Here is a 19571-nt window from a genome sequence, read left to right as displayed (position 1 = left end):
ATTTAAAAACGACCTCTTCCTCTTCCTCCTCCTCTTCTTCTTTGAAACATTTCTCTCATTTCTTCCATTTTTTTCTTCACAATCTTATTATATTCCTCTCTCGTCACTTCATCACCTTTTGTTGGAGCTTCAATTTTTGTTTCTTTATCTTTTACATTCATTATTACCTCAGAGCATAGAATGGTAGTTCTCCCCTCATTTATTTCAAGGATTAACCCTGGTAACCCCCAGTATTGTCCAGGTCCATTACTTACTGGTATTTGTGGAGTATACCAAGCAGTTACAGTAATTTCTTTTGGAATTTCAATTTCCTCTGTCACTTTAGTTGTTTTTGATTTATCAGAAGGTTTCTTTCCTTTTCCTCTACCTCTTCCTCTCCTTCTCATATTTCTCCAATCAAAAGCATCAACTTTTTTTACTAGTGTAGCTTTAAAACAGGTATACTTCCCTATTTGTTTTGTATCACTACCAAGCTCCCATTTTGGTTTTTCAGTATTATCAGTTATTAAAAATTTTTTACCAAAAAACTCAACAGACTCTAGAGCTTTATTTGCCTGAAGGTTTTTATATTTAATCCCTCCTCCTGTAAAACCGCCAAAGCGAAATCCTCTAGTTCCGGGAGCTTGCAATTTTGCTTCTTCTTTATATACAGATTCTTTGGTCGTAAAGTTTAAAGCGTATGATTTTTCTAAAAAGTTTTTCATACGCGCCTTTATTTGTTTCTTTCGTTCTTCAGACATTTCTGCTCCCCAAGAACTCATATCAACAGTTGTTTTAGATTGATACACCGCTTTACCTTGAAACTGTTTTTGCGACCATAACGAAATGGTACATAAAAGAAATAAATAAGTAGTGATTTTTCTCATATCTCTGGTGTTATTTTTGAATAATTCTTAATATTTAAGAATTAGACTACAAACAACACCAAAGGTTTAATTTGCTATCCTTGAATTTCAATACTGTAAGAATTTCCGTCTTTACTTTTACGTTTATTTTTAAAACGCTCCATCATATCTTTAGAATGTTCATCCATTATTTTATCAAACTTTTCTTGAGTTACTTTTTTTCCTTTTTTAGGTTCTTTAATAGCCATTTTCTCTGATGGGTTTAATACTATTTCTGTACAAACAATAGTCTGCTTTCCATCTTGAATTTCTAAAATTAAACCTGGTAATCCCCAAAACCTTCCTGGGCCATTACTAACTGGTATTTGAGGAGTATACCAAGCAATGGTTTCTATTGTCACTGTTTCTTTTTTCTCTTCCCTTTCTCCATCAGTCATTGAAAAAGAAGTTCTAGGCTCTTCTCTTTTTCTAGTAGCTTTATAACATGTATAGTTTCCAATATTTTTTGTTTCACCACTCATTTCCCATCCGTAATCTGTTAGTTTGTCTTTAATTAAAAAGCGCTTGCCACTAATTTCTGTTTTGTTAGAAAATCTTTTTTCATTGATATTCTTATACAAAATATCAGATCCACCGCCATTACCCATAATTTGAATTCGAACTCCATTCATTTGACCACCTGGTGATGATAATTCTTCGTTTTGCTTATACGTAGATTCTGATTTATTAAAATTTAAGGTATATGTTTTTTGAAACTGCTTCATTAATTGAGCCTTCAATTGCTTTTGCAATGCATCGTCTATCATTCCTTTAGCTTTAGCCTTCCCCTTTCCTTTATCTAAATTTAAATCAAATTTTCGATGTGTTTTATAGGTTGCCTTTCCTTGAAAGCTTTGAGCATTCATTAATACTCCACTTAATATTAATACTATTAAAATTATTTTTTTCATTATTTTATATTTAAGGTTTTTATTATATCTTCAAAACTATCTGCACTCTTTATAACCATTTTCCCATTTACTCTTTGATATGGCAATCCTGATTCTAGCACTTTTATTTTTAAATTTTCATCTAAAAAAACATTTAAAGGAAATGACTCTATTTCTAATTTATCTGTAAATTCTTTTACATCAACAATATGTTTAAAATTGAATTCCTTTTTAGATAAAAATTTATTTACTGCATCTTTATTTTCATAAGTCATAGAAATAAAATTCATTGAATTATTATATTTCTTTTTAAGCTTATTTAAATGTGGCATTTCATCAATACAAGGTGGGCATTTGGTAAACCAAAAATTTATAAGAGTAGGTTTTCCTTTTAATGACTCTAATGAAATTTCTTTCCCTGTAATATCTTTAAATTTAAAGTTTGGAAATTCCTTTCCCAATAAGCTCTCCATTTTTGACTTCTTTGATTTCTTATCCTTTACATCAAATGATATAAAATGAATTATTGAATCATTTCTTCTTTCTATTTTTTTAATTTTTGTTCCAACAAACATTTCTTTTTTAAAAATTTTACTAAATTTTTTCTTGATAATATCTCTTTCTTTTTTAAAACTTAATTCACTCATCATTTCATTTCCATTAGATGTATAAACTACAGTTTGTGCTTTTAATAAAGATGAAACCGTTAATAATGCGGTAAAAACTAGTATTCTTTTCATTTTATAATTATTTTGACACCACAAATATGTAAATCAATTAATTACCTCTTAGTTAACAAGTGTTAACGAGTGTTAACCGTTAATTTTTATATACTTTAACTTCTTACCTTTGAAATATGAATGAAAAAAAGCATCGTTGGATTTTTTATTTAATCTCTGCTACAATTTTAGCAACTATTGCTGTTCAGTTTTATTGGAATTATAAAAACTATGAGCAAAACAAACAATATGTTATAAATGAGATACAAGAAAGTCTAGACAGTTCTATTGAAGAATATTTTCTTAAACTTAGTAAAGAAAACTTTTTTGCTATTATACAACCTAAAAAAACTACTAAACAAGATAGTTTAGCTAAACAAAATATTTTAAATGATATTTTCTCTCCTCTAAAGAAAACAAAAGTAAAGGACTCGGTTTCTTTTAAAATATCATCATTAGAATTTACTACTGATAGTTCTAAGGAATTTGAAGCAATGGATTCTATTTTTATAGATTCCATAATGTGTGATATAAACTCGGATATAAATAAATCGAAAAAGAAACCAACTCCAATTGTTGGACTTACACAGTTTTCAAAAGATAAAAAAACTGGAATTCATATAAATTCTAACAACAAAATTAGCAAGGTTAAAGTTTTCACTGGTAAGCGAGCTACGGATAGTTTAAAACTTATTAAAGGTTTACAAACTATGTTTATTTCAATTAAAAATGATACAATAAACCATACAAAAATAGATTCAATATTACGTAAAGACTTGCAAAATAAAGGGATTTTAACTTCTTATTATTTTCAACATAAAAAAAAGGATTCTATCATATTTAGTAATAAAATGGCACCCTATGAAACGTTTCCTTTAGTTAGTGAAGCTAAATCTACTTTTTTAAAACTGGATGAAGAAATTGCTTTGCATTATGGTAACCCAACTATTGAAGCTTTAAAAAGAAGTTCTACTGGTATTTTACTCTCATTTATTTTATCATTAGCTGTTATTAGTAGTTTATTTTATTTACTTCGAATTATTAACAAACAAAAGGAACTTGCCGAAATAAAAAATGATCTTATTAGTAATATAACACACGAATTTAAAACACCTATTACAACTGTATCCGCAGCTATCGAGGCTATTGATAATTTCAACATGATTGATGACAAAGAAAAAACTAAAAAGTACCTTTCTATTTCTTCTATTCAGCTAAAAAAACTGCACCAAATGGTTGAAAAATTATTAGAAACTGCTACTTTAGATAGTGAGAAGTTACTCTTAAAAAAAGAAGAAGTAAACATCATTGATTTAATAGAAAAAACATCAAAAAAGCATCAATTAATTAACAATTCTAAAACGATTACTTTCTCTTCTAGTATTGAAAATCACTACACAGAGGTTGATACGTTCCATTTTGAAAATGCTGTTTCAAACCTAATTGATAATGCTGTAAAATATGGAGGTGATATTATTGAAATAAACGTTAACAAAGTTTTAAATACCCTTGAAATATCAGTAGCAGATAATGGAAAAGGAATAGAAAAAAACCAACAAGAACGAATTTTTGATAAATTCTATAGAGTTCCTAAAGGAAATACTCATGACGTAAAAGGATTTGGTATTGGATTATATTATACTAAAAAAATCATTGAAAAACATGAGGGGTCTATTTTTCTAATATCAAACTCTAAACACACTATCTTTAAAATTAACTTACCAAATGGATAAAAAAATAAAACTTCTTTTAGCTGAAGATGAACCTAGTTTAGGTCAAATTATTCAAGAAAGTCTAGAAACGAGGAATTTTGAAGTTCATCATGCACATGATGGTGAAGAAGCTTTAAGGTTTTATAATGAAATAAATCCTGATGTATTAGTTTTAGACGTAATGATGCCTAAAAAAGATGGTTTTACATTAGCAAAAGAAATAAGATTGGAAAACAAACAAATTCCTATCATTTTTTTAACAGCGAAATCACAAACTAAAGATGTACTTGATGGGTTTAATCACGGCGGTAACGATTATTTAAAAAAACCTTTTTCAATGGAAGAACTTATTGTTAGAGTTCAATCATTACTTGATAGAAACTTATTAAAAGTTAACCAAGAAAAAATCACAATTGGTAATTACATTTTAAACTATCCTAAACAAGTTTTAACCTTTAAAACTGATTCTGAGTTATTGACACATAGAGAAAACGAGCTGCTTTTTCACCTATCACAAAAGAAAAATGAAGTTTTGGATAGAGCTTTTATTTTAAAGAAACTATGGGGTAATGATGATTTTTTTAATGCTCGTAGTATGGATGTGTTTATTTCTAAGCTTAGAAAAAAACTTCAGAAAGATAATAATGTACAAATTGTTAACATTCGAGGTTATGGTTATAAATTGATTTGTTAAACCTCTTTTCATTTCTAATTTTTTATGTAGTTTTACGCATAGAAATTCACAAATTATGCATGTAGCTATTGCCGGAAATATTGGTGCGGGAAAAACCACCCTAACTAAATTATTAGCAAAACATTACAATTGGGATCCTCACTTTGAATCTGTAGATGAAAATCCGTATTTAGATGATTTTTATGCTGAGATGGAGCGTTGGTCTTTTAACTTACAGGTGTTTTTCTTGAATAGTCGCTTTCGCCAAGTATTAGAATTGCGCAAATCTGGAAAAAAAATTATCCAAGACAGAACCATATATGAAGATGCTCATATTTTTGCCCCTAACTTACATGCAATGGGATTAATGACTAATAGAGACTATAGTAATTATAGTTCTTTATTTGAATTAATGGAAAATTTAGTTACTCCTCCAGATTTATTAATTTATTTACGTGCTGATATTTCTACTCTAGTTGGACAGATTCATAAAAGAGGAAGAGAGTATGAAAACTCTATTAGTATTGATTATTTAAGTAGATTAAATGAGCGATATGAGGCATGGATTAGCACATATAGCAAAGGAAAATTACTTATTATAGATGTTGACAATTTAGACTTTGTTGAAAATCAAGAGGATTTAGGAACAATCATTGATAAAATTGATGCTCAAATTAATGGGTTATTTTAAGAACATAAGAATTAATCAACCAATATACTACGTGTTGGTTCTTACATTTTATTGTTCTCAATTATATGCACAAAACAAAATTCAATTAAATTTTGATTATAAATCTCAAGAATTATTAAAAGATTCACTTAATAATATCTCAAGAGATAATAGTACTCATTATAGCCTTAAAAAGGCTGAGGACGAATGGAAAAAATTACTTTTTTTTGAAAAAAACTTAAATAAGAAACCTCAAAAAACGTATTTAAATCAAATACGTTCATATTCAAAAGATTCTTTACAAATTTTGGCAGTAAAGGTTTTAAGTTTTAAAAAACTTCATAATAAAGGACTTTTAAAAAAAGACGTTTTACTAAACATCAATTACTACAAATCATTATTAAGTGAACTAACACGAAGCAATATTATACCTGAAGAGTATGCTTTTTTAGAAAAAGAACTTTTAAAAATAAAAATTAATGAAGTTCAAAATGCCTACGTAAAAAGTAAATCATTAAATTATTTTTTAATAAGTATTACTCTACTATTACTTATTCTCGGCATAAAAATCATTAGAAAAACAAAAAATATTACTCAGCCTGAACTCAGTAAACAAGAAAAGATCATCAAAAATTTAATTATCTCAGGTAAAAGCAATAAAGAAATTGCTAACGAATTATATATTAGTTTAAACACTGTTAAAACACACATAACCAACATTTACCATAAATTAAATATTTCCAACAGAAAAGAATTAATACTTAATTTCAAAAAATAGTAGCGGTACTAGTACCAAAATCACCCTCTTTCCTTTCTTATTTTATTTTTTTATTACTGTTTTTTGCTTCAAAATTTTAATTCATGAAGCACCTCATTATAGTATTTATTTTTTTCACTTCCCTTAACTCAATCTTTAGCCAAGAACAGTTCAATATTTCAGGAATTGTTTCAACCCAGAATAAAGAAGTTATAACAATTGGTGATGTTTTATTAATTTCAAAAATTGATAATAAAATTATTAAATACACTTTTATTAATAATGGGAAATTTCATCTAGAAAAGGTAAAAAAAGGAAACTATTTTTTAAAAGTAAATTCATTAGGCTATTTTGAAATTTCAAAAGAAATAAAACTAGAAAGTAATCAACATTTAAAACTTGAATTTATAGAAAAAAACAACATTTTATCTGAAGTAGAAATTACAGCTTCAAAAAAAGTAATTGAAAATAAAAATGGCAACATAATTATTAATGTAGCAAAAACAAGATTATCAAAAGAATCTAATACTTTAGATTTATTATCTAAATTACCTAGAATACAAATAGCATCTAATAAATCATCTATAGAAGTAATTGGCAAAGGAAATCCACTTATTTATATTGGCCATCAAAGGATTTCTATTGATGATTTAAATAACCTTAGTGTTTCACAAATTGAAAAAATTGAAATCATTAATAATCCGTCTTCAAAATATGAAGCAGAAGGCAGGAGTTTGTTACTTATTACTTTAAAAAAAGAAATTCAAGACGGAATGAAAATATCAGTAACTGAAACAACTTCTTTTAAAAAACACTTTAATAATTACCTTAATGCTTCTACTAATTTTAAACATCAAAAAGCAAGATTCAACTTAAACATTTCTTTTAATAATTTAAAAATATGGGAAAGTAATAGTGCAGATTATCAAATACCTTATAAAGGTATTTCTTCTGATTATTTAGTAGTAGCTAAAACAAATAGAAAGCAAGCCATTATTCAAGGTAGTTTTTCATATCAGTTTAATAAAAACAATCATCTATCTGTTAATTCTAATCTCCGTACACAAAAGGAACCTTTTACTATAAACACAATAACAAACATTAATAGTGATATTATAAATACAAAAAGCTTTAATGATGGTAATCGTTATTTTTCTACTTCAAATATAAATTATATAAAATCTCTAAATAATTCTAATGAGTTTTTCTTCGGCGCCCAGTATACCTTTTATGACCAAAGAATAACCAATTCTATTACTAATAAATTCAATGTAACACCTATTACAACTACTATAAATAGATTACAAAAATTCAACATAAACACCTATACTCTAAAAAGTAACTACACGAAAAAACTTAAAAAAAAAAAGACTTTGGAAATAGGTACAAGCTACACTAATACTTCTACAAATTCTACTATAAACACATTTACTAATACTATAAAACAGAATTATTATTTCACAGAAAAAAATAAAGCTGCGTATATCCAGTATTCAAATAACTTAAGCACCTTAAAATATTCTCTAGGCTTACGATTTGAAAATAACGAAACTGATGGGAAATATTCAAAAAATTCAAACATCATTTTTAAGAAAAATAGTACAGATTTTTTTCCAAAATTGAATATCGCTTATGCTATAAATAAGAAGAAAACTATATCTCTTAACTACAGTAAAAATATTACTAGACCAAATTATTCATCAACCACCTCTACTTCAGCTTTTATTAATCCTTTTTTAGAGTTTAGAGGTAATTTACATTTAACCCCATCTATAACAAATGAAGTTTCCATAAGGTATCAATTCAATAAAAACTCTATTAATTTTAATTATTATCATAAACAAAATCCTATATTTTATAGTTTTCATTATGATGAAAACAATAATAAAACTCTTATTTACCCTACAAATCTAGTACATGAAAAAGGAGTGAATTTAGAAGTGAATATTCCTAAAAAATATAAGCTCTGGTCATCATCAAATACAATAAGCTTTCATTTAAATACTATCAATGATACTAGAGCTTTAAATACTTCACTCTCACCTTACCTTTACTACTACTCTAATCATCAATTTAAAATAAACAAATCAAGTTCTTTTGCTTTTGACTTTTGGGGACTAACAAACAGAAAAGAGGGAATATTTACGAGAGAATCAATTTTTGTTTTAAATGCTTCGTTGCATAAGAAACTATTTAACTCATTAGACTTCACTGTTAGTTTCAATGATATTTTTAATACTATGGAGTTTAGAGAAACTTATTCTTTACAAAAGTTAAATGTCAAAAATGTTTTTTTTACAGATGCTAATGAAATAGCCTTTTCATTAAAATACTCTTTTGGAAAAATTAATAAAATTAATAATACAAACAAAAACATTAATAGAAATATGAATAGAATTAGATAACCCCATAAACAACACAATATCAATAAATTAAAATAAAACGTAAGCAACTATTTTAAAAATTTTCATTTTTAATCATTTAATAAGGGTAATAAAAATAAGTACTCTATACTTGGTTATATAAACAAATAAGTGCTGACACACTTTACCCAAGTCATAGATTATTTAATTGTCAGATTAAAAAACTATGCAAGTATTTATTAACAAGAAGACTACACTTACAAACTTGTAGGCCTTACCAAAATCTATTAATCATGAAAAAATTTGAAAGTTTTAAAAAATTTGAAAACGAAAAATCAGAATTAAACAAAATAAAAGGGGGAGCTCCAAATTGGGAACAAACACAAAGCGTAGGTCCAAATGGTGAAACTCAAGGTGATTTAGCTGCTAGATGTTATATTAATGGTCATTATGACCTTGATGTGTATGCTAAAAAACAAACATTCAGATTTTAAATAACACCTACCACCACTTAAAAGTGGTGGTTTTCATTATTATTCATGAATCAAAAAATAATAAAACACCCAGAATTTTTAATACTATCTTCTGAAAATGACAGGAATTTAAAATCTATTGCTGATTGGTTAGCATATTTTAAAGTTAACTTTTTTTGCATTAATACTCATAACGATGTTGTTAGTATTTATAATTACAACATGCAAACTGAAGAGATGATTTTATTAATTGATGATAAAAAAGATGAAACTATAATAAACTTAAATAAGTTGAAAACTGTTTTTATTAGAAATGGTGAGTTAAAATTCAATGTCAATAAAATACCAGACACTTTATTAAAACAGAACTCAGTTAAAGATTACTTTTACAGTTATATTCAGAATTTAGATGAATTTCTTGCATATTTTTTTCAAAAAAAATATAATATTATTGGCTTATGGGGTTTAGCTCTTATTAACAAGCTTATTGTTTTAGAGGAGTCTAAAAAATGTGGTTTTAAAATTCCTCATACTTATTTAAAAACAAACTTCAATAATTTAAATTCAAACGAAAATTACATATCAAAAACTCTTGCGATTCCGCTAGAAATGGAAACAAAAACTCAAAAGTTTTTAAATTACACAGCACGAATAGAAAACACTTCTTCTTCTGAAGAGTTCATGACTTCCCTTATTCAAAAAGAAATAAAAAAACTATTTGAAATTAGAGTCTTCGTTTTCTTGAAAAAAATTTACGCAATGGCTATTTTCTCTCAAATGAATGAAGAATCTGCTGTTGATTGTCGTGTGTACAATACAGAAAACCCATACTTAGACGAACCCTATACGATTCCTGATTCTCTCAAAACAAAAATTTTCCAATTAATGAAGTCTTTAAAATTAAATACAGGTTCTTTTGATTTTATTTATACAGAAGATGATGAGTATTACTTTTTAGAAGTAAATCCTATTGGTCAGTTTGGATATTTAGGTGCTGTTTGTGGCATAGATTTAAATAAAGTAATTGCACAAGAAATAATTAAATATGAAGGACACTAAAGAATATAAAGATTTTATTAAGAAGCATAAATTTCCATTAGATATGTTAAATACCCGTTCATTTTCTAAAAAAGGATTTATCAAAAAAGAGACCAATAGTTTTTACTCAAAAAACAGTAGGTCAAATTGGAACTTTTTTACAGTACCCACAAAAAAAATAGTTTAAACATGTTTGTAATTTCAAGTAACTTAACTTTAACTAAAGGCTATAAAAAAAGTATTTTAGGTAATTTTAAAAACAATGAACTATTTCATATAGAAAACAATCAAGCTGTTGAAATTCATAGATTAATAAAAAAGCGTTTTTTTAAAAAAGAAGACGTAACGCCTGGTTTATTTGATTTTTTGATAGAAAATAGAATGGTTTATAAAATTCCTGAAAATATTAAAAATAACTTTCCTGAAAAAAAGTTGCAATACGCATCAAAATATCACATTGAGTTTTTAATTTACAACTACTCTACTTCTTTAGGAATCGACAAAGTAATTGATATTTGCGAAAAAATTTGTATCCCAAATTTAGTTATCCATCTTAACAATAATATTATTAATCAGATTGAAGAAAAAATAAAAGATAAATCTTTCCCTGAATCTGTTACTATTGTAACAAACAACAAAGAAATGTTACTAGAAAAAAATAGATTTAGAATACTAATTACTCAAAAAGATAACAGACCTTTTGTACATAGAGATTCTGTAGATTTTAATTACCAATTATTCGTAGAATCTCATTTTCACCATAATTATTTTAATAAAAAAATATACATCGGAAATAAAGGAGAAATTAAAAACACACCCGAATCTGTAGATGTATTTGCTAATCTGACTGATTTAAATTTAATACAAAAACTCAATGGAGTTATTAGCAGTAATAAATTTCAAAAGCTTTGGAACGTTCATAAAGATATTTGTGATGTTTGTAAAGATTGTGAGTTTAAATATATGTGCGTAGACAATAGAGTTCCAGAGCAAAGAAATGAAAAGGAGTGGTTCCATTCAACAGAATGTAACTACAATCCATATATTGGTAAATGGAAAGAAGAAAAAGAATATGTATCTCTTAAACAGTTAGGGGTTGTTAGTAATAATCTTGAGTTCTCTTTAAACTTTACAGAAAACTAAACTAGCCTTCTTTTAAACTCACTTAATAAAATTGCTGTAGCTGTAGCAACATTTAAACTTTCAGTTTGTTGGGTTTCTCCAAATCGAGGTATAGTTAATTTATTTTCAACTATAGCAGCAACTTCTGGCGAAATACCATTCGCTTCATTCCCCATAACTAGAATAGCTTTTTGTGGTAATGAATATTTTTTATATACATTTTCACCATCCATGTCTGCAGTAAAAACAGGTAAACCTGTAGTTTGTAAATAATCTGATAGCTTAGTATAATAAATATTAACTCTAGTTAAAGACCCCATAGTTGATTGCACCACTTTTTGATTATAACAATCTACTGTATTGCCTGAACAAACAAGTTCTTTTATACCGAACCAATCACATAAACGGATAATTGTTCCTAAATTACCAGGATCATTTATTCCATCAAGAGCTACTATAAAATCATCTTTTCTAGTCAATATTTCCTCAGGAATTTTAAATAATGCTAATACTTTATTTGGACTTTTTAATGAACTCACCTTTTTTAATTCAATTTCAGAAATTAAAATTACTTCTATATTCTTTTCAAATTCCAAAGATTCATCTACACAAAATATCTGATAAACTTCTAAACTAGATTTTAATAATTCATTTACTACTTTTATTCCTTCAGCAACAAATAAATTATGCTTTTGTCTATACTTTTTTTGTTGTAAACTAGTTATTAGTTTTATATTATTTTTAGATAAACTCATTAAATAATTTTTAACATTATAAAACCACCAAAAAACAGTATTTTTGGTAATTAAATTCGAGGCGTAAAGTTAATGAAAAAACTTTCTTTCATCCTTTTATTATTGGTATTATTCTATTCTTGTAATACAATAAAATATGTAAAAAAAAACGAGTTGCTATTAGCAAGAAATACCATATTTGTTGATAGTGTAAAAACTTCAGATGAAAGTTTAAATGAACTTTTAATACAACGCCCAAATGCTAAAACTTTTGGTCTACCTTTATCTTTATATTTTTATAATATAGGTAATCCTGAAGGCCCTAAAACGCCTAGTAAGTGGGGTAAAAAACACCCTAAAACATACTCTTTCTTTAAAAATACCTTCTCAGAAAAACAAAGTATATCTGTTGCGAAGTCTGCTATCAGCTTTAATAATTGGTTTCTAAAAAGTGGACAAGCTCCTATTATTATTAATGATAGAAAAACCAAAAGGACAATAGAAAATTTAAATACTTACTTGCAAAACCATGGTTATTTCAAAGCTAAAGTAACGTCAAAAAAAGATACTATATCTAATAAAAAGGGAGCTATATCGTATCATATAAAGAAAGGAAAAGCTTTATTTTTAGATACTATTTTTAGAGAAATTAAATCTCCAATTCTAGACTCTATATATAAGATTAACAAATACAAAAGCTTCTTAAAATCAAACCAACAATATAATGATCAAAATTTTATTGATGAAGCTAATAGATTAACAAAACTTTTTAGAAATAACGGTATTTTTCACTTTGATAAAAATAATAGTATCGATTTTTATGTATCTGATACTGCAAGCTATAAAACAAACGTTGAATTAGTTATTTCAGATAGAACAGTTGAAGAAAATGGGAATTATTTTTCAAAACCATATAAAATTCAAAAAATAAAAAGAATAAATGTTGTTACTGATTATTCTTACAGTAAAAAGAATACTCCCTATAAAGATTCAGTATTATATAAAAGCGTTAATTATCTAGCTCATGAAAAGCAAAAATACAATCCTAAATATTTATCACAATCATTATTTATAAAACCAAACAGTGTGTATAGTGATACACTCCGAAATTTAACAAGAACACACTTAAGAGGTTTAAAAAACTTTAAATCGACTTCTATTAGGTTCAATGAATTAAACGATCATGAATTAGAAGCAAACATTTATTTAACCCCAAAAGAAAAATACACTTTAGGATTTGACACTGAATTATCGCGGTCTAATATTAGAAATTTTGATATTTCTGGAAAGTTTTCTTTAGTTAATAGAAACACATTTAAAGGTGCTGAAATATTTAAATTATCCGCACTTGGTTCTTACTTTAATTCTAATAATGGTCCTGGTTGGGAATTAGGAAGTAATATTTCATTGGAAGTTCCTAGGTTCATGGCTCCTTTTGGGCTACATAAATTTGTTCCTAAAAGAATGTTTCCTAAAACAAAATTCTTTGCAGGGATAAATATCCAAAAAAACATAGGATTAGATAAACAAAATATATCTCTTGGAATTGATTATAAATGGAAGTATAATCGAAAAAAAACAATACAATTAGAGTTAATAAACGCGCAATATATTCGTAACTTAAATGTTGAAAACTATTTTTCAATTTATAGGTCAGAATACAATAAGCTGGTAGCAATTGGAAAAGTAGCAGCCCCTTCTATACCTATTCCTTTAAATATCTCTGGAAACTTTAATCAAATAAGACAATATGTTGGAGATATAACGAGCAGCATAAGCGATCCTGATGATGCAAGAACAATTTTAAATATCATTAATAGATACCAAATAGTTACTTCAGATTTTTTAATTCCCGAAATTGCTTACAGTTTCACCTACAACAATCAACAAAGTGCTAAAGATCAAAGTTTCTCTTTTTTTAAAATACGGGTAGCAAACTCCGGTAATGTAATGGGAATTTTATCAAAACAAAAAAATGAAAACAACCAATCTACTGTATTTAAAATCCCTGTAGCTCAATATTTCAAAACAGATATAGAATATAAAAAATATTGGAAACTAGGTAATAACTCTGTTCTTGCGCATAGAACTTTTTTAGGAGCTATTTTTACGTATAATAATTCAGATATTCCATTTTCACGTAGTTATTTTGCTGGAGGATCAAATGATATTAGAGCATGGAGAACCTATGATTTAGGACCAGGGACAAGACCTCCTGGTTTAGAATATAACATTGGTAGTTTTAAATTTCTAACAAGTTTTGAATATCGATTTGACATACTAGGGTCTCTTAAAGGAGCTTTATTTACCGATGCTGGTAACATATGGAGCATTAATAACTCTGATGTTATTGATGAATCTGAAAAATTTAATGGCTTTAAATCAATAAAAGATTTAGCGGTAGCTAGTGGTTTTGGTTTACGGTATGACTTCAAATTTTTAATAGCACGATTAGATTTAGGGTTTAAGATTCATGAACCATACTTACCCGAAAATAAATGGTTTAATAATTTTAATTTCTCTAGTTCAGTATTAAACATAGGTATTAACTACCCATTTTAACGAAAACGTTATCATAAAAAAATCATCGGAACTTAGCTAAAAAAGTGTAGATTTGTCATTCAAAACAACTGTAAACTAAAAATTAAAAAATGATTAAAGCTGGAGTTGCCACAGGTAAAGAAGTTCAAGAGATTTTTAAATTAGCAAAAGAAAAAAACTTTGCCTTACCCGCAGTTAATGTTGTAGGTTCAAATACAATTAATACAGTTTTAGAAACTGCAAAAGAATTAAATTCACCTGTAATTATTCAATTTTCTAATGGAGGTGCGCAATTCAATGCTGGAAAAGGTTTATCTAATGAAAACGAAAAATCTGCCATTGCTGGAGCTGTAGCTGGAGCAAAACATATACATTTATTAGCTGAAGCTTATGGTATACCAGTAATTTTACATACTGACCACGCTGCTAAAAAACTATTACCTTGGATTGATGGTTTATTAGACGCAAGTGAAGAGTTTTATAAAGAAACAGGTAAGTCATTATATAGTTCTCATATGATTGATTTAAGTGAAGAACCACTTGAAGAAAACATAGAGATTTGTAAAAAATACTTAGCTCGAATGAGTAAAATGGGTATGACTTTAGAAATTGAATTAGGAATTACTGGTGGTGAAGAAGATGGTGTTGATAATTCTGATGTAGATGTTTCTAAACTATATACACAACCAGAAGAAGTAGCTTATGCTTACGAAGAATTACTAAAAGTAAGTGATCAATTTACCATTGCTGCAGCTTTTGGAAATGTTCATGGTGTTTATAAACCTGGAAATGTAAAATTAACTCCAAAAATTTTAAAGAACTCTCAAGAGTACATATCTAAAAAATACAATGTTCCTCATAATACGATAGATTTCGTTTTTCATGGAGGTTCAGGATCTACTATAGAAGAAATTCGTGAAGCAATTGGATACGGTGTAATTAAAATGAATATTGATACTGATTTACAATATGCTTTTACAGAAGGTATTCGTGATTACATCACTGAGAAATCAGCATATTTACAAGCACAAATAGGTAACCCTGAAGGTAGCGATGTACCTAATAAAAAATACTACGATCCTCGTAAATGGTTGCGTGAAGGAGAGCAAACATTTAAAGCAAGATTAAAAAAGGCTTTCGAAGATTTAAATAATGTTAATACTTTATAGTAATTTAGCTTTTTCAAAAAAAGAAAATAAGCAACAGAAAAAGAAAACCAAATACACATAAACAAATAACTATAGACGAATATTATGGCTTGGTTTAAACGTAAAGACAAAGGAATTCAGACCCCAACTGAAGAAAAAAAAGACACACCTAAAGGCTTGTGGTACAAAACCCCAAGTGGAAAGGTTATTGATACTGAAGAATTAAAGAAAAACTTATATGTAAGTCCTGAAGATGGATACCATGTAAGAATAGGTAGTAAAGAATATTTTGAATTGTTTTTTGACAATAATGAATTTAAAGAGTTAGATGCAAAATTAACTGCGAAAGACCCTTTAAAATTTGAAGACACTAAAAAATATCCAGATCGCTTAAAGGCTGCTCAAAAGAAAACAGGATTAAAAGATGCTGTTAGAACTGCCGTTGGGAAATCAATGGGGAAAGACATTGTTATTGCTTCAATGGATTTTGCTTTTATTGGTGGCTCAATGGGAAGTGTTGTTGGAGAAAAAATAGCACGTGCTATTGATTATTCAATCAAAAACGAATTGCCTTTCTTAATGGTTTCTAAATCTGGAGGAGCACGTATGATGGAAGCATCTTTATCATTAATGCAATTAGTAAAAACTTCAGCTAAATTAGCGCAATTAGCAGATGCAAAAATTCCATACATTTCATTATGTACAGATCCAACAACTGGAGGAACAACAGCTTCTTTTGCAATGCTTGGTGATATTAATATTGCTGAACCAAATGCATTAATTGCTTTTGCAGGTCCACGTGTTGTAAAAGACACAACAGGTAAGGAATTACCTGAAGGTTTTCAGCGTTCTGAATTTGTATTAGAACATGGTTTCCTTGATGGAATTTATGAAAGAAAACACCTAAAACAACAGGTTAACTTATATATTGACCTAATACAAAATCAACCTATTAGAGCATAAAACTAAAAGCCAGCTAAAACTGGCTTTTTTCTTTTTACAAGATAAATACAATATCTATCTGATTACATAATAATTAACATCATTAACTGCTATTGTATTTTTCTTATCTAATTAAGTTTATCATAAAAAAATAATTGTACATTTGCACCTTCAATGAAAAATCATTGAGTACATTAAAATCATTTAAACAATATTGGTATGTATTTAACTAAAGAAGTAAAACAAGAAATTTTTGCTAAACACGGTAAAGGTAACAACGATACTGGAACAGCAGAAGGACAAATTGCGTTATTTACGCACAGAATTAACCATTTAACTGAGCACTTAAAAAGAAATCGTAAAGATTTTAACACTGAGCGTTCTTTAGTAAAGATGGTAGGTAAGCGTAGAAGTTTGTTAGATTACTTAAAGAAAAAAGAAATCAACAGATATCGTGCAATTATCAAAGAATTAGGTATTAGAAAATAATCCTTACAAAAAGAGGCAGGAATTTCCTGCCTCTTTTTTATTGTAAAAAATTGAATAAAATTCATTACTTTTAACTTCGTTTTTCATTTTAAAAACTTCAATTAAAAGTATTTATACTTCCATTGAAACAACAGCAACACAACAACACAAAAAACGAATTAAAATTTTTAGAAAAAACATTTTATGATTCCAAAAGTATTTAGAGAGGTCATTGACCTTGGAGATGGAAGAACCATTTCATTAGAAACGGGTAAATTAGCAAAACAAGCACACGGTTCAGTTGTTGTTCAAATGGGAAAAGCAATGTTGTTATGTACAGTTGTATCTAACTACAAACAATCTGATGTTGATTTTTTACCATTAACTGTAGACTATAGAGAAAAATTTGCAGCTGCAGGTCGTTATCCTGGTGGTTTCTTTAAAAGAGAAGCAAGACCTAGTGATGGAGAAGTATTAACAATGCGTTTAGTGGATCGTGTATTACGTCCATTATTCCCTAAAGATTACCATGCAGAAACGCAAGTAATGATTCAGTTAATGTCTCATGACGAAAATGTTATGCCAGATGCTTTAGCTGGTTTAGCTGCTTCAACGGTAATTCAATTAAGTGACATTCCTTTTGAAACTCCTATTTCAGAAGTAAGAGTTGCTAGAGTAAACGGTGAATTCGTTATCAATCCTAACAGAACTCAATTAGCTGATGCTGATTTAGACATGATGATTGGTGCTTCTGCTGACTCTGTAATGATGGTAGAAGGAGAAATGGATGAGGTTACTGAAGAGGAAATGGCTGATGCTATTAAATTTGCTCATGAAGCTATTAAAGTACAATGTGCTGCACAAGTACGTTTAGCGGAAGCTTTCGGTAAAAAAGAAACTCGTGAATATGAACCAGAAAGAGAAGATGAGGAATTAGCAAAGAAAATTCATGATGCTGCTTACCAAAAATGTTATGATATAGCTAAAAAAGGAACTTCTAAGAAAGAAAGAGGTTTAGCTTTTTCTGAAGTAAAAGAAGAAATTGTTGCTTCATTTACAGAAGAAGAAATTACTGACTTTGGAAGTTTAATTGGAAAATACTTCAATAAAGCTCAAAAAAATGCTGTTAGAGAACTAACTCTTTCAGAAGGTTTACGTTTAGATGGACGTAAAACTACAGATATCAGACCAATTTGGTGTGAGGTTGATTATTTACCTTCTACTCATGGTTCTTCTATTTTTACACGTGGGGAAACTCAAGCTTTAGCAACAGTAACATTAGGAACTTCTAGAGAAGCAAATCAAATAGATATGCCATCTTATGAAGGTGAAGAAACATTTTATTTACATTATAACTTCCCTCCTTTTTGTACAGGTGAAGCTAGACCATTAAGAGGAACTTCTAGAAGAGAAGTTGGGCACGGTAATTTAGCACAACGTGCATTAAAAGGAATGATTCCTGCTGATTGTCCTTATACAGTTCGTGTTGTATCTGAAGTATTAGAATCTAACGGTTCTTCTTCAATGGCAACTGTATGTTCTGGAACGATGGCATTAATGGATGCTGGAGTTCAACTAAAAAAACCAGTTTCTGGTATTGCTATGGATTAATTTCTGATGGTGATCGTTATGCTGTTTTATCTGATATTTTAGGAGATGAAGATCATTTAGGTGATATGGACTTTAAAGTTACTGGTACTGCTGATGGTATTACTGCTTGTCAAATGGACATTAAGGTTAAGGGTTTATCTTATGAAATTTTAGTAAATGCATTAAAACAAGCTCGTGAAGGTCGTTTACATATCTTAGAAAAATTAACAGATACTATTGCTCAACCTAGTGAAGAGGTTAAAGCGCATGCTCCAAAAATGATTACCAGAACTATCCCTAATGATATGATTGGTGCTTTTATTGGACCAGGTGGTAAACATATTCAAGAATTACAAAAAGAAACAGAAACTACAATTGTTATCAATGAAGATCCTGTTACTGAAGAAGGAATTGTTGAAATTTTAGGAACAAGCCCAGAAGGAATTGAAAAAGTTATAGCTCGTATTGAGTCAATGATGTTCAAACCTGAAAGAGGTTCTGTTTATCAAGTTAAAGTAATTAAAATTTTAGACTTTGGTGCTGTAGTAGAATATGCTGAGGCTCCTGGTAATGAAGTTTTACTACACGTAAGTGAATTAGCTTGGGAACGCACAAATAATGTAACTGACGTTGTTAAATTAGGTGACGTACTTGATGTAAAGTATTTCGGAATTGATCCTAAAACTCGTAAAGAAAAAGTTTCTAGAAAAGCATTGTTACCTAAACCTGAAGGTTATGTAGCTAGACCTCCTAGAGATAATAATAGAAATAGGGATAATAATCGTGGGCGTGACAATCGTCGTGATGATAGAAAGCCTAGAGAAGCTAAAAAAGAAGACTAAAAACT

The 19571-nt window shown here is 28.2% G+C and carries 16 protein-coding genes and 1 pseudogene; 13 read left to right on the top strand and 4 right to left on the bottom strand.

Translation table 11 applies throughout. The annotated features are described in order from the left end of the window. Positions 1 to 2: 2 nt before the first annotated feature. The 3 genes from BLV71_RS09285 to BLV71_RS09275 form a co-directional block, all read right to left on the bottom strand. Entirely contained in the window at positions 3 to 866 is an 864-nt protein-coding gene (locus BLV71_RS09285; protein WP_093870278.1) for a GLPGLI family protein, read from the bottom strand. A 74-nt stretch (positions 867 to 940) separates the two neighbouring features. After that, positions 941 to 1795: a GLPGLI family protein gene (locus BLV71_RS09280; RefSeq protein WP_093870277.1), complete on the bottom strand. Its 855-nt coding sequence runs from the start codon at positions 1793 to 1795 to the stop codon at positions 941 to 943. Then, entirely contained in the window at positions 1795 to 2514 is a 720-nt protein-coding gene (locus BLV71_RS09275) for a TlpA family protein disulfide reductase (protein ID WP_093870276.1), read from the bottom strand. Before BLV71_RS09275 ends, BLV71_RS09280 begins: the two co-directional genes overlap by 1 nt. Positions 2515 to 2630: 116 nt before the next feature. Here BLV71_RS09275 and BLV71_RS09270 point away from each other — a divergent pair, with 116 nt between their 5' ends. The 8 genes from BLV71_RS09270 (at position 2631) to BLV71_RS09230 (ending at position 11322) form a co-directional block, all read left to right on the top strand. Continuing rightward, positions 2631 to 4226, top strand: coding sequence for a sensor histidine kinase (locus tag BLV71_RS09270; RefSeq protein ID WP_093870275.1), 1596 nt, complete (start codon positions 2631 to 2633; stop codon positions 4224 to 4226). Beyond that, entirely contained in the window at positions 4219 to 4899 is a 681-nt protein-coding gene (locus tag BLV71_RS09265; RefSeq protein ID WP_093870274.1) for a response regulator transcription factor, read from the top strand. Before BLV71_RS09270 ends, BLV71_RS09265 begins: the two co-directional genes overlap by 8 nt. 55 nt (positions 4900 to 4954) lie before the next feature. Beyond that, positions 4955 to 5569, top strand: a complete 615-nt coding sequence (locus BLV71_RS09260; RefSeq protein WP_093870273.1) for a deoxynucleoside kinase — start codon at positions 4955 to 4957, stop codon at positions 5567 to 5569. Further along, positions 5544 to 6326: a response regulator transcription factor gene (locus tag BLV71_RS09255; RefSeq protein WP_143032773.1), complete on the top strand. Its 783-nt coding sequence runs from the start codon at positions 5544 to 5546 to the stop codon at positions 6324 to 6326. The genes BLV71_RS09260 and BLV71_RS09255 overlap by 26 nt, the downstream gene beginning before the upstream one ends. Positions 6327 to 6409: 83 nt before the next feature. Further along, positions 6410 to 8710, top strand: a complete 2301-nt coding sequence (locus tag BLV71_RS09250) for a TonB-dependent receptor (protein ID WP_093870271.1) — start codon at positions 6410 to 6412, stop codon at positions 8708 to 8710. Between the two features lie 251 nt (positions 8711 to 8961). Next, positions 8962 to 9162: a hypothetical protein gene (locus BLV71_RS09245; protein ID WP_093870270.1), complete on the top strand. Its 201-nt coding sequence runs from the start codon at positions 8962 to 8964 to the stop codon at positions 9160 to 9162. Between the two features lie 45 nt (positions 9163 to 9207). Continuing rightward, positions 9208 to 10200: an ATP-grasp domain-containing protein gene (locus tag BLV71_RS09240; RefSeq protein ID WP_093870269.1), complete on the top strand. Its 993-nt coding sequence runs from the start codon at positions 9208 to 9210 to the stop codon at positions 10198 to 10200. Between the two features lie 168 nt (positions 10201 to 10368). After that, positions 10369 to 11322: a hypothetical protein gene (locus BLV71_RS09230; RefSeq protein WP_093870267.1), complete on the top strand. Its 954-nt coding sequence runs from the start codon at positions 10369 to 10371 to the stop codon at positions 11320 to 11322. Here the strand turns inward: BLV71_RS09230 and BLV71_RS09225 are convergent. After that, positions 11319 to 12056 carry a TrmH family RNA methyltransferase gene (locus BLV71_RS09225; RefSeq protein WP_093870266.1) on the bottom strand — a complete coding sequence of 246 codons (738 nt, stop codon included), beginning with the start codon at positions 12054 to 12056 and terminating at the stop codon, positions 11319 to 11321. The two genes, BLV71_RS09230 and BLV71_RS09225, sit on opposite strands and share 4 nt — an antisense overlap. 72 nt (positions 12057 to 12128) lie before the next feature. On the opposite strand from BLV71_RS09225, the gene BLV71_RS09220 reads away from it, so the two are divergent. The 5 genes and pseudogenes from BLV71_RS09220 to BLV71_RS09200 all read left to right on the top strand — a co-directional run bounded on the left by BLV71_RS09220 (position 12129) and on the right by BLV71_RS09200 (position 19566). Then, positions 12129 to 14597, top strand: coding sequence for a translocation and assembly module lipoprotein TamL (locus BLV71_RS09220; protein ID WP_093870265.1), 2469 nt, complete (start codon positions 12129 to 12131; stop codon positions 14595 to 14597). A gap of 89 nt (positions 14598 to 14686) precedes the next feature. Then, positions 14687 to 15745 carry a class II fructose-bisphosphate aldolase gene (gene fbaA, locus BLV71_RS09215; protein ID WP_093870264.1) on the top strand — a complete coding sequence of 353 codons (1059 nt, stop codon included), beginning with the start codon at positions 14687 to 14689 and terminating at the stop codon, positions 15743 to 15745. 84 nt (positions 15746 to 15829) lie between these two features. Then, the gene (gene accD / locus BLV71_RS09210) at positions 15830 to 16687 is read left to right on the top strand and encodes an acetyl-CoA carboxylase, carboxyltransferase subunit beta (RefSeq protein WP_093870263.1); all 858 of its coding nucleotides are present in this window, start codon (positions 15830 to 15832) and stop codon (positions 16685 to 16687) included. A gap of 198 nt (positions 16688 to 16885) precedes the next feature. Then, entirely contained in the window at positions 16886 to 17155 is a 270-nt protein-coding gene (gene rpsO / locus BLV71_RS09205; RefSeq protein WP_093870262.1) for a 30S ribosomal protein S15, read from the top strand. Between the two features lie 183 nt (positions 17156 to 17338). Beyond that, positions 17339 to 19566 (top strand): annotated as a pseudogene (locus BLV71_RS09200) (polyribonucleotide nucleotidyltransferase). Positions 19567 to 19571 lie beyond the last annotated feature (5 nt).

The organism is Tenacibaculum sp. MAR_2010_89 (genome assembly GCF_900105985.1).
GTDB classification, from domain to species: domain Bacteria; phylum Bacteroidota; class Bacteroidia; order Flavobacteriales; family Flavobacteriaceae; genus Polaribacter; species Polaribacter halocynthiae.
This window is presented reverse-complemented; position numbering and strand designations above follow the sequence as displayed.

What these genes read in the sequence shown, in the direction of transcription:
- BLV71_RS09250 (WP_093870271.1), top strand. Translation starts at nt 6,410, where the DNA reads ATGAAGCACCTCATTATAGTATTTATTTTTTTCACTTCCCTTAACTCA.
- BLV71_RS09270 (WP_093870275.1), top strand. Translation starts at nt 2,631, where the DNA reads ATGAATGAAAAAAAGCATCGTTGGATTTTTTATTTAATCTCTGCTACA.
- accD (WP_093870263.1), top strand. Translation starts at nt 15,830, where the DNA reads ATGGCTTGGTTTAAACGTAAAGACAAAGGAATTCAGACCCCAACTGAA.
- BLV71_RS09265 (WP_093870274.1), top strand. Translation starts at nt 4,219, where the DNA reads ATGGATAAAAAAATAAAACTTCTTTTAGCTGAAGATGAACCTAGTTTA.
- BLV71_RS09275 (WP_093870276.1), bottom strand. Translation starts at nt 2,514, where the DNA reads ATGAAAAGAATACTAGTTTTTACCGCATTATTAACGGTTTCATCTTTA.
- BLV71_RS09280 (WP_093870277.1), bottom strand. Translation starts at nt 1,795, where the DNA reads ATGAAAAAAATAATTTTAATAGTATTAATATTAAGTGGAGTATTAATG.
- BLV71_RS09225 (WP_093870266.1), bottom strand. Translation starts at nt 12,056, where the DNA reads ATGAGTTTATCTAAAAATAATATAAAACTAATAACTAGTTTACAACAA.
- BLV71_RS09260 (WP_093870273.1), top strand. Translation starts at nt 4,955, where the DNA reads ATGCATGTAGCTATTGCCGGAAATATTGGTGCGGGAAAAACCACCCTA.
- fbaA (WP_093870264.1), top strand. Translation starts at nt 14,687, where the DNA reads ATGATTAAAGCTGGAGTTGCCACAGGTAAAGAAGTTCAAGAGATTTTT.
- rpsO (WP_093870262.1), top strand. Translation starts at nt 16,886, where the DNA reads ATGTATTTAACTAAAGAAGTAAAACAAGAAATTTTTGCTAAACACGGT.
- BLV71_RS09285 (WP_093870278.1), bottom strand. Translation starts at nt 866, where the DNA reads ATGAGAAAAATCACTACTTATTTATTTCTTTTATGTACCATTTCGTTA.
- BLV71_RS09255 (WP_143032773.1), top strand. Translation starts at nt 5,544, where the DNA reads ATGCTCAAATTAATGGGTTATTTTAAGAACATAAGAATTAATCAACCA.
- BLV71_RS09220 (WP_093870265.1), top strand. Translation starts at nt 12,129, where the DNA reads ATGAAAAAACTTTCTTTCATCCTTTTATTATTGGTATTATTCTATTCT.
- BLV71_RS09245 (WP_093870270.1), top strand. Translation starts at nt 8,962, where the DNA reads ATGAAAAAATTTGAAAGTTTTAAAAAATTTGAAAACGAAAAATCAGAA.
- BLV71_RS09230 (WP_093870267.1), top strand. Translation starts at nt 10,369, where the DNA reads ATGTTTGTAATTTCAAGTAACTTAACTTTAACTAAAGGCTATAAAAAA.
- BLV71_RS09240 (WP_093870269.1), top strand. Translation starts at nt 9,208, where the DNA reads ATGAATCAAAAAATAATAAAACACCCAGAATTTTTAATACTATCTTCT.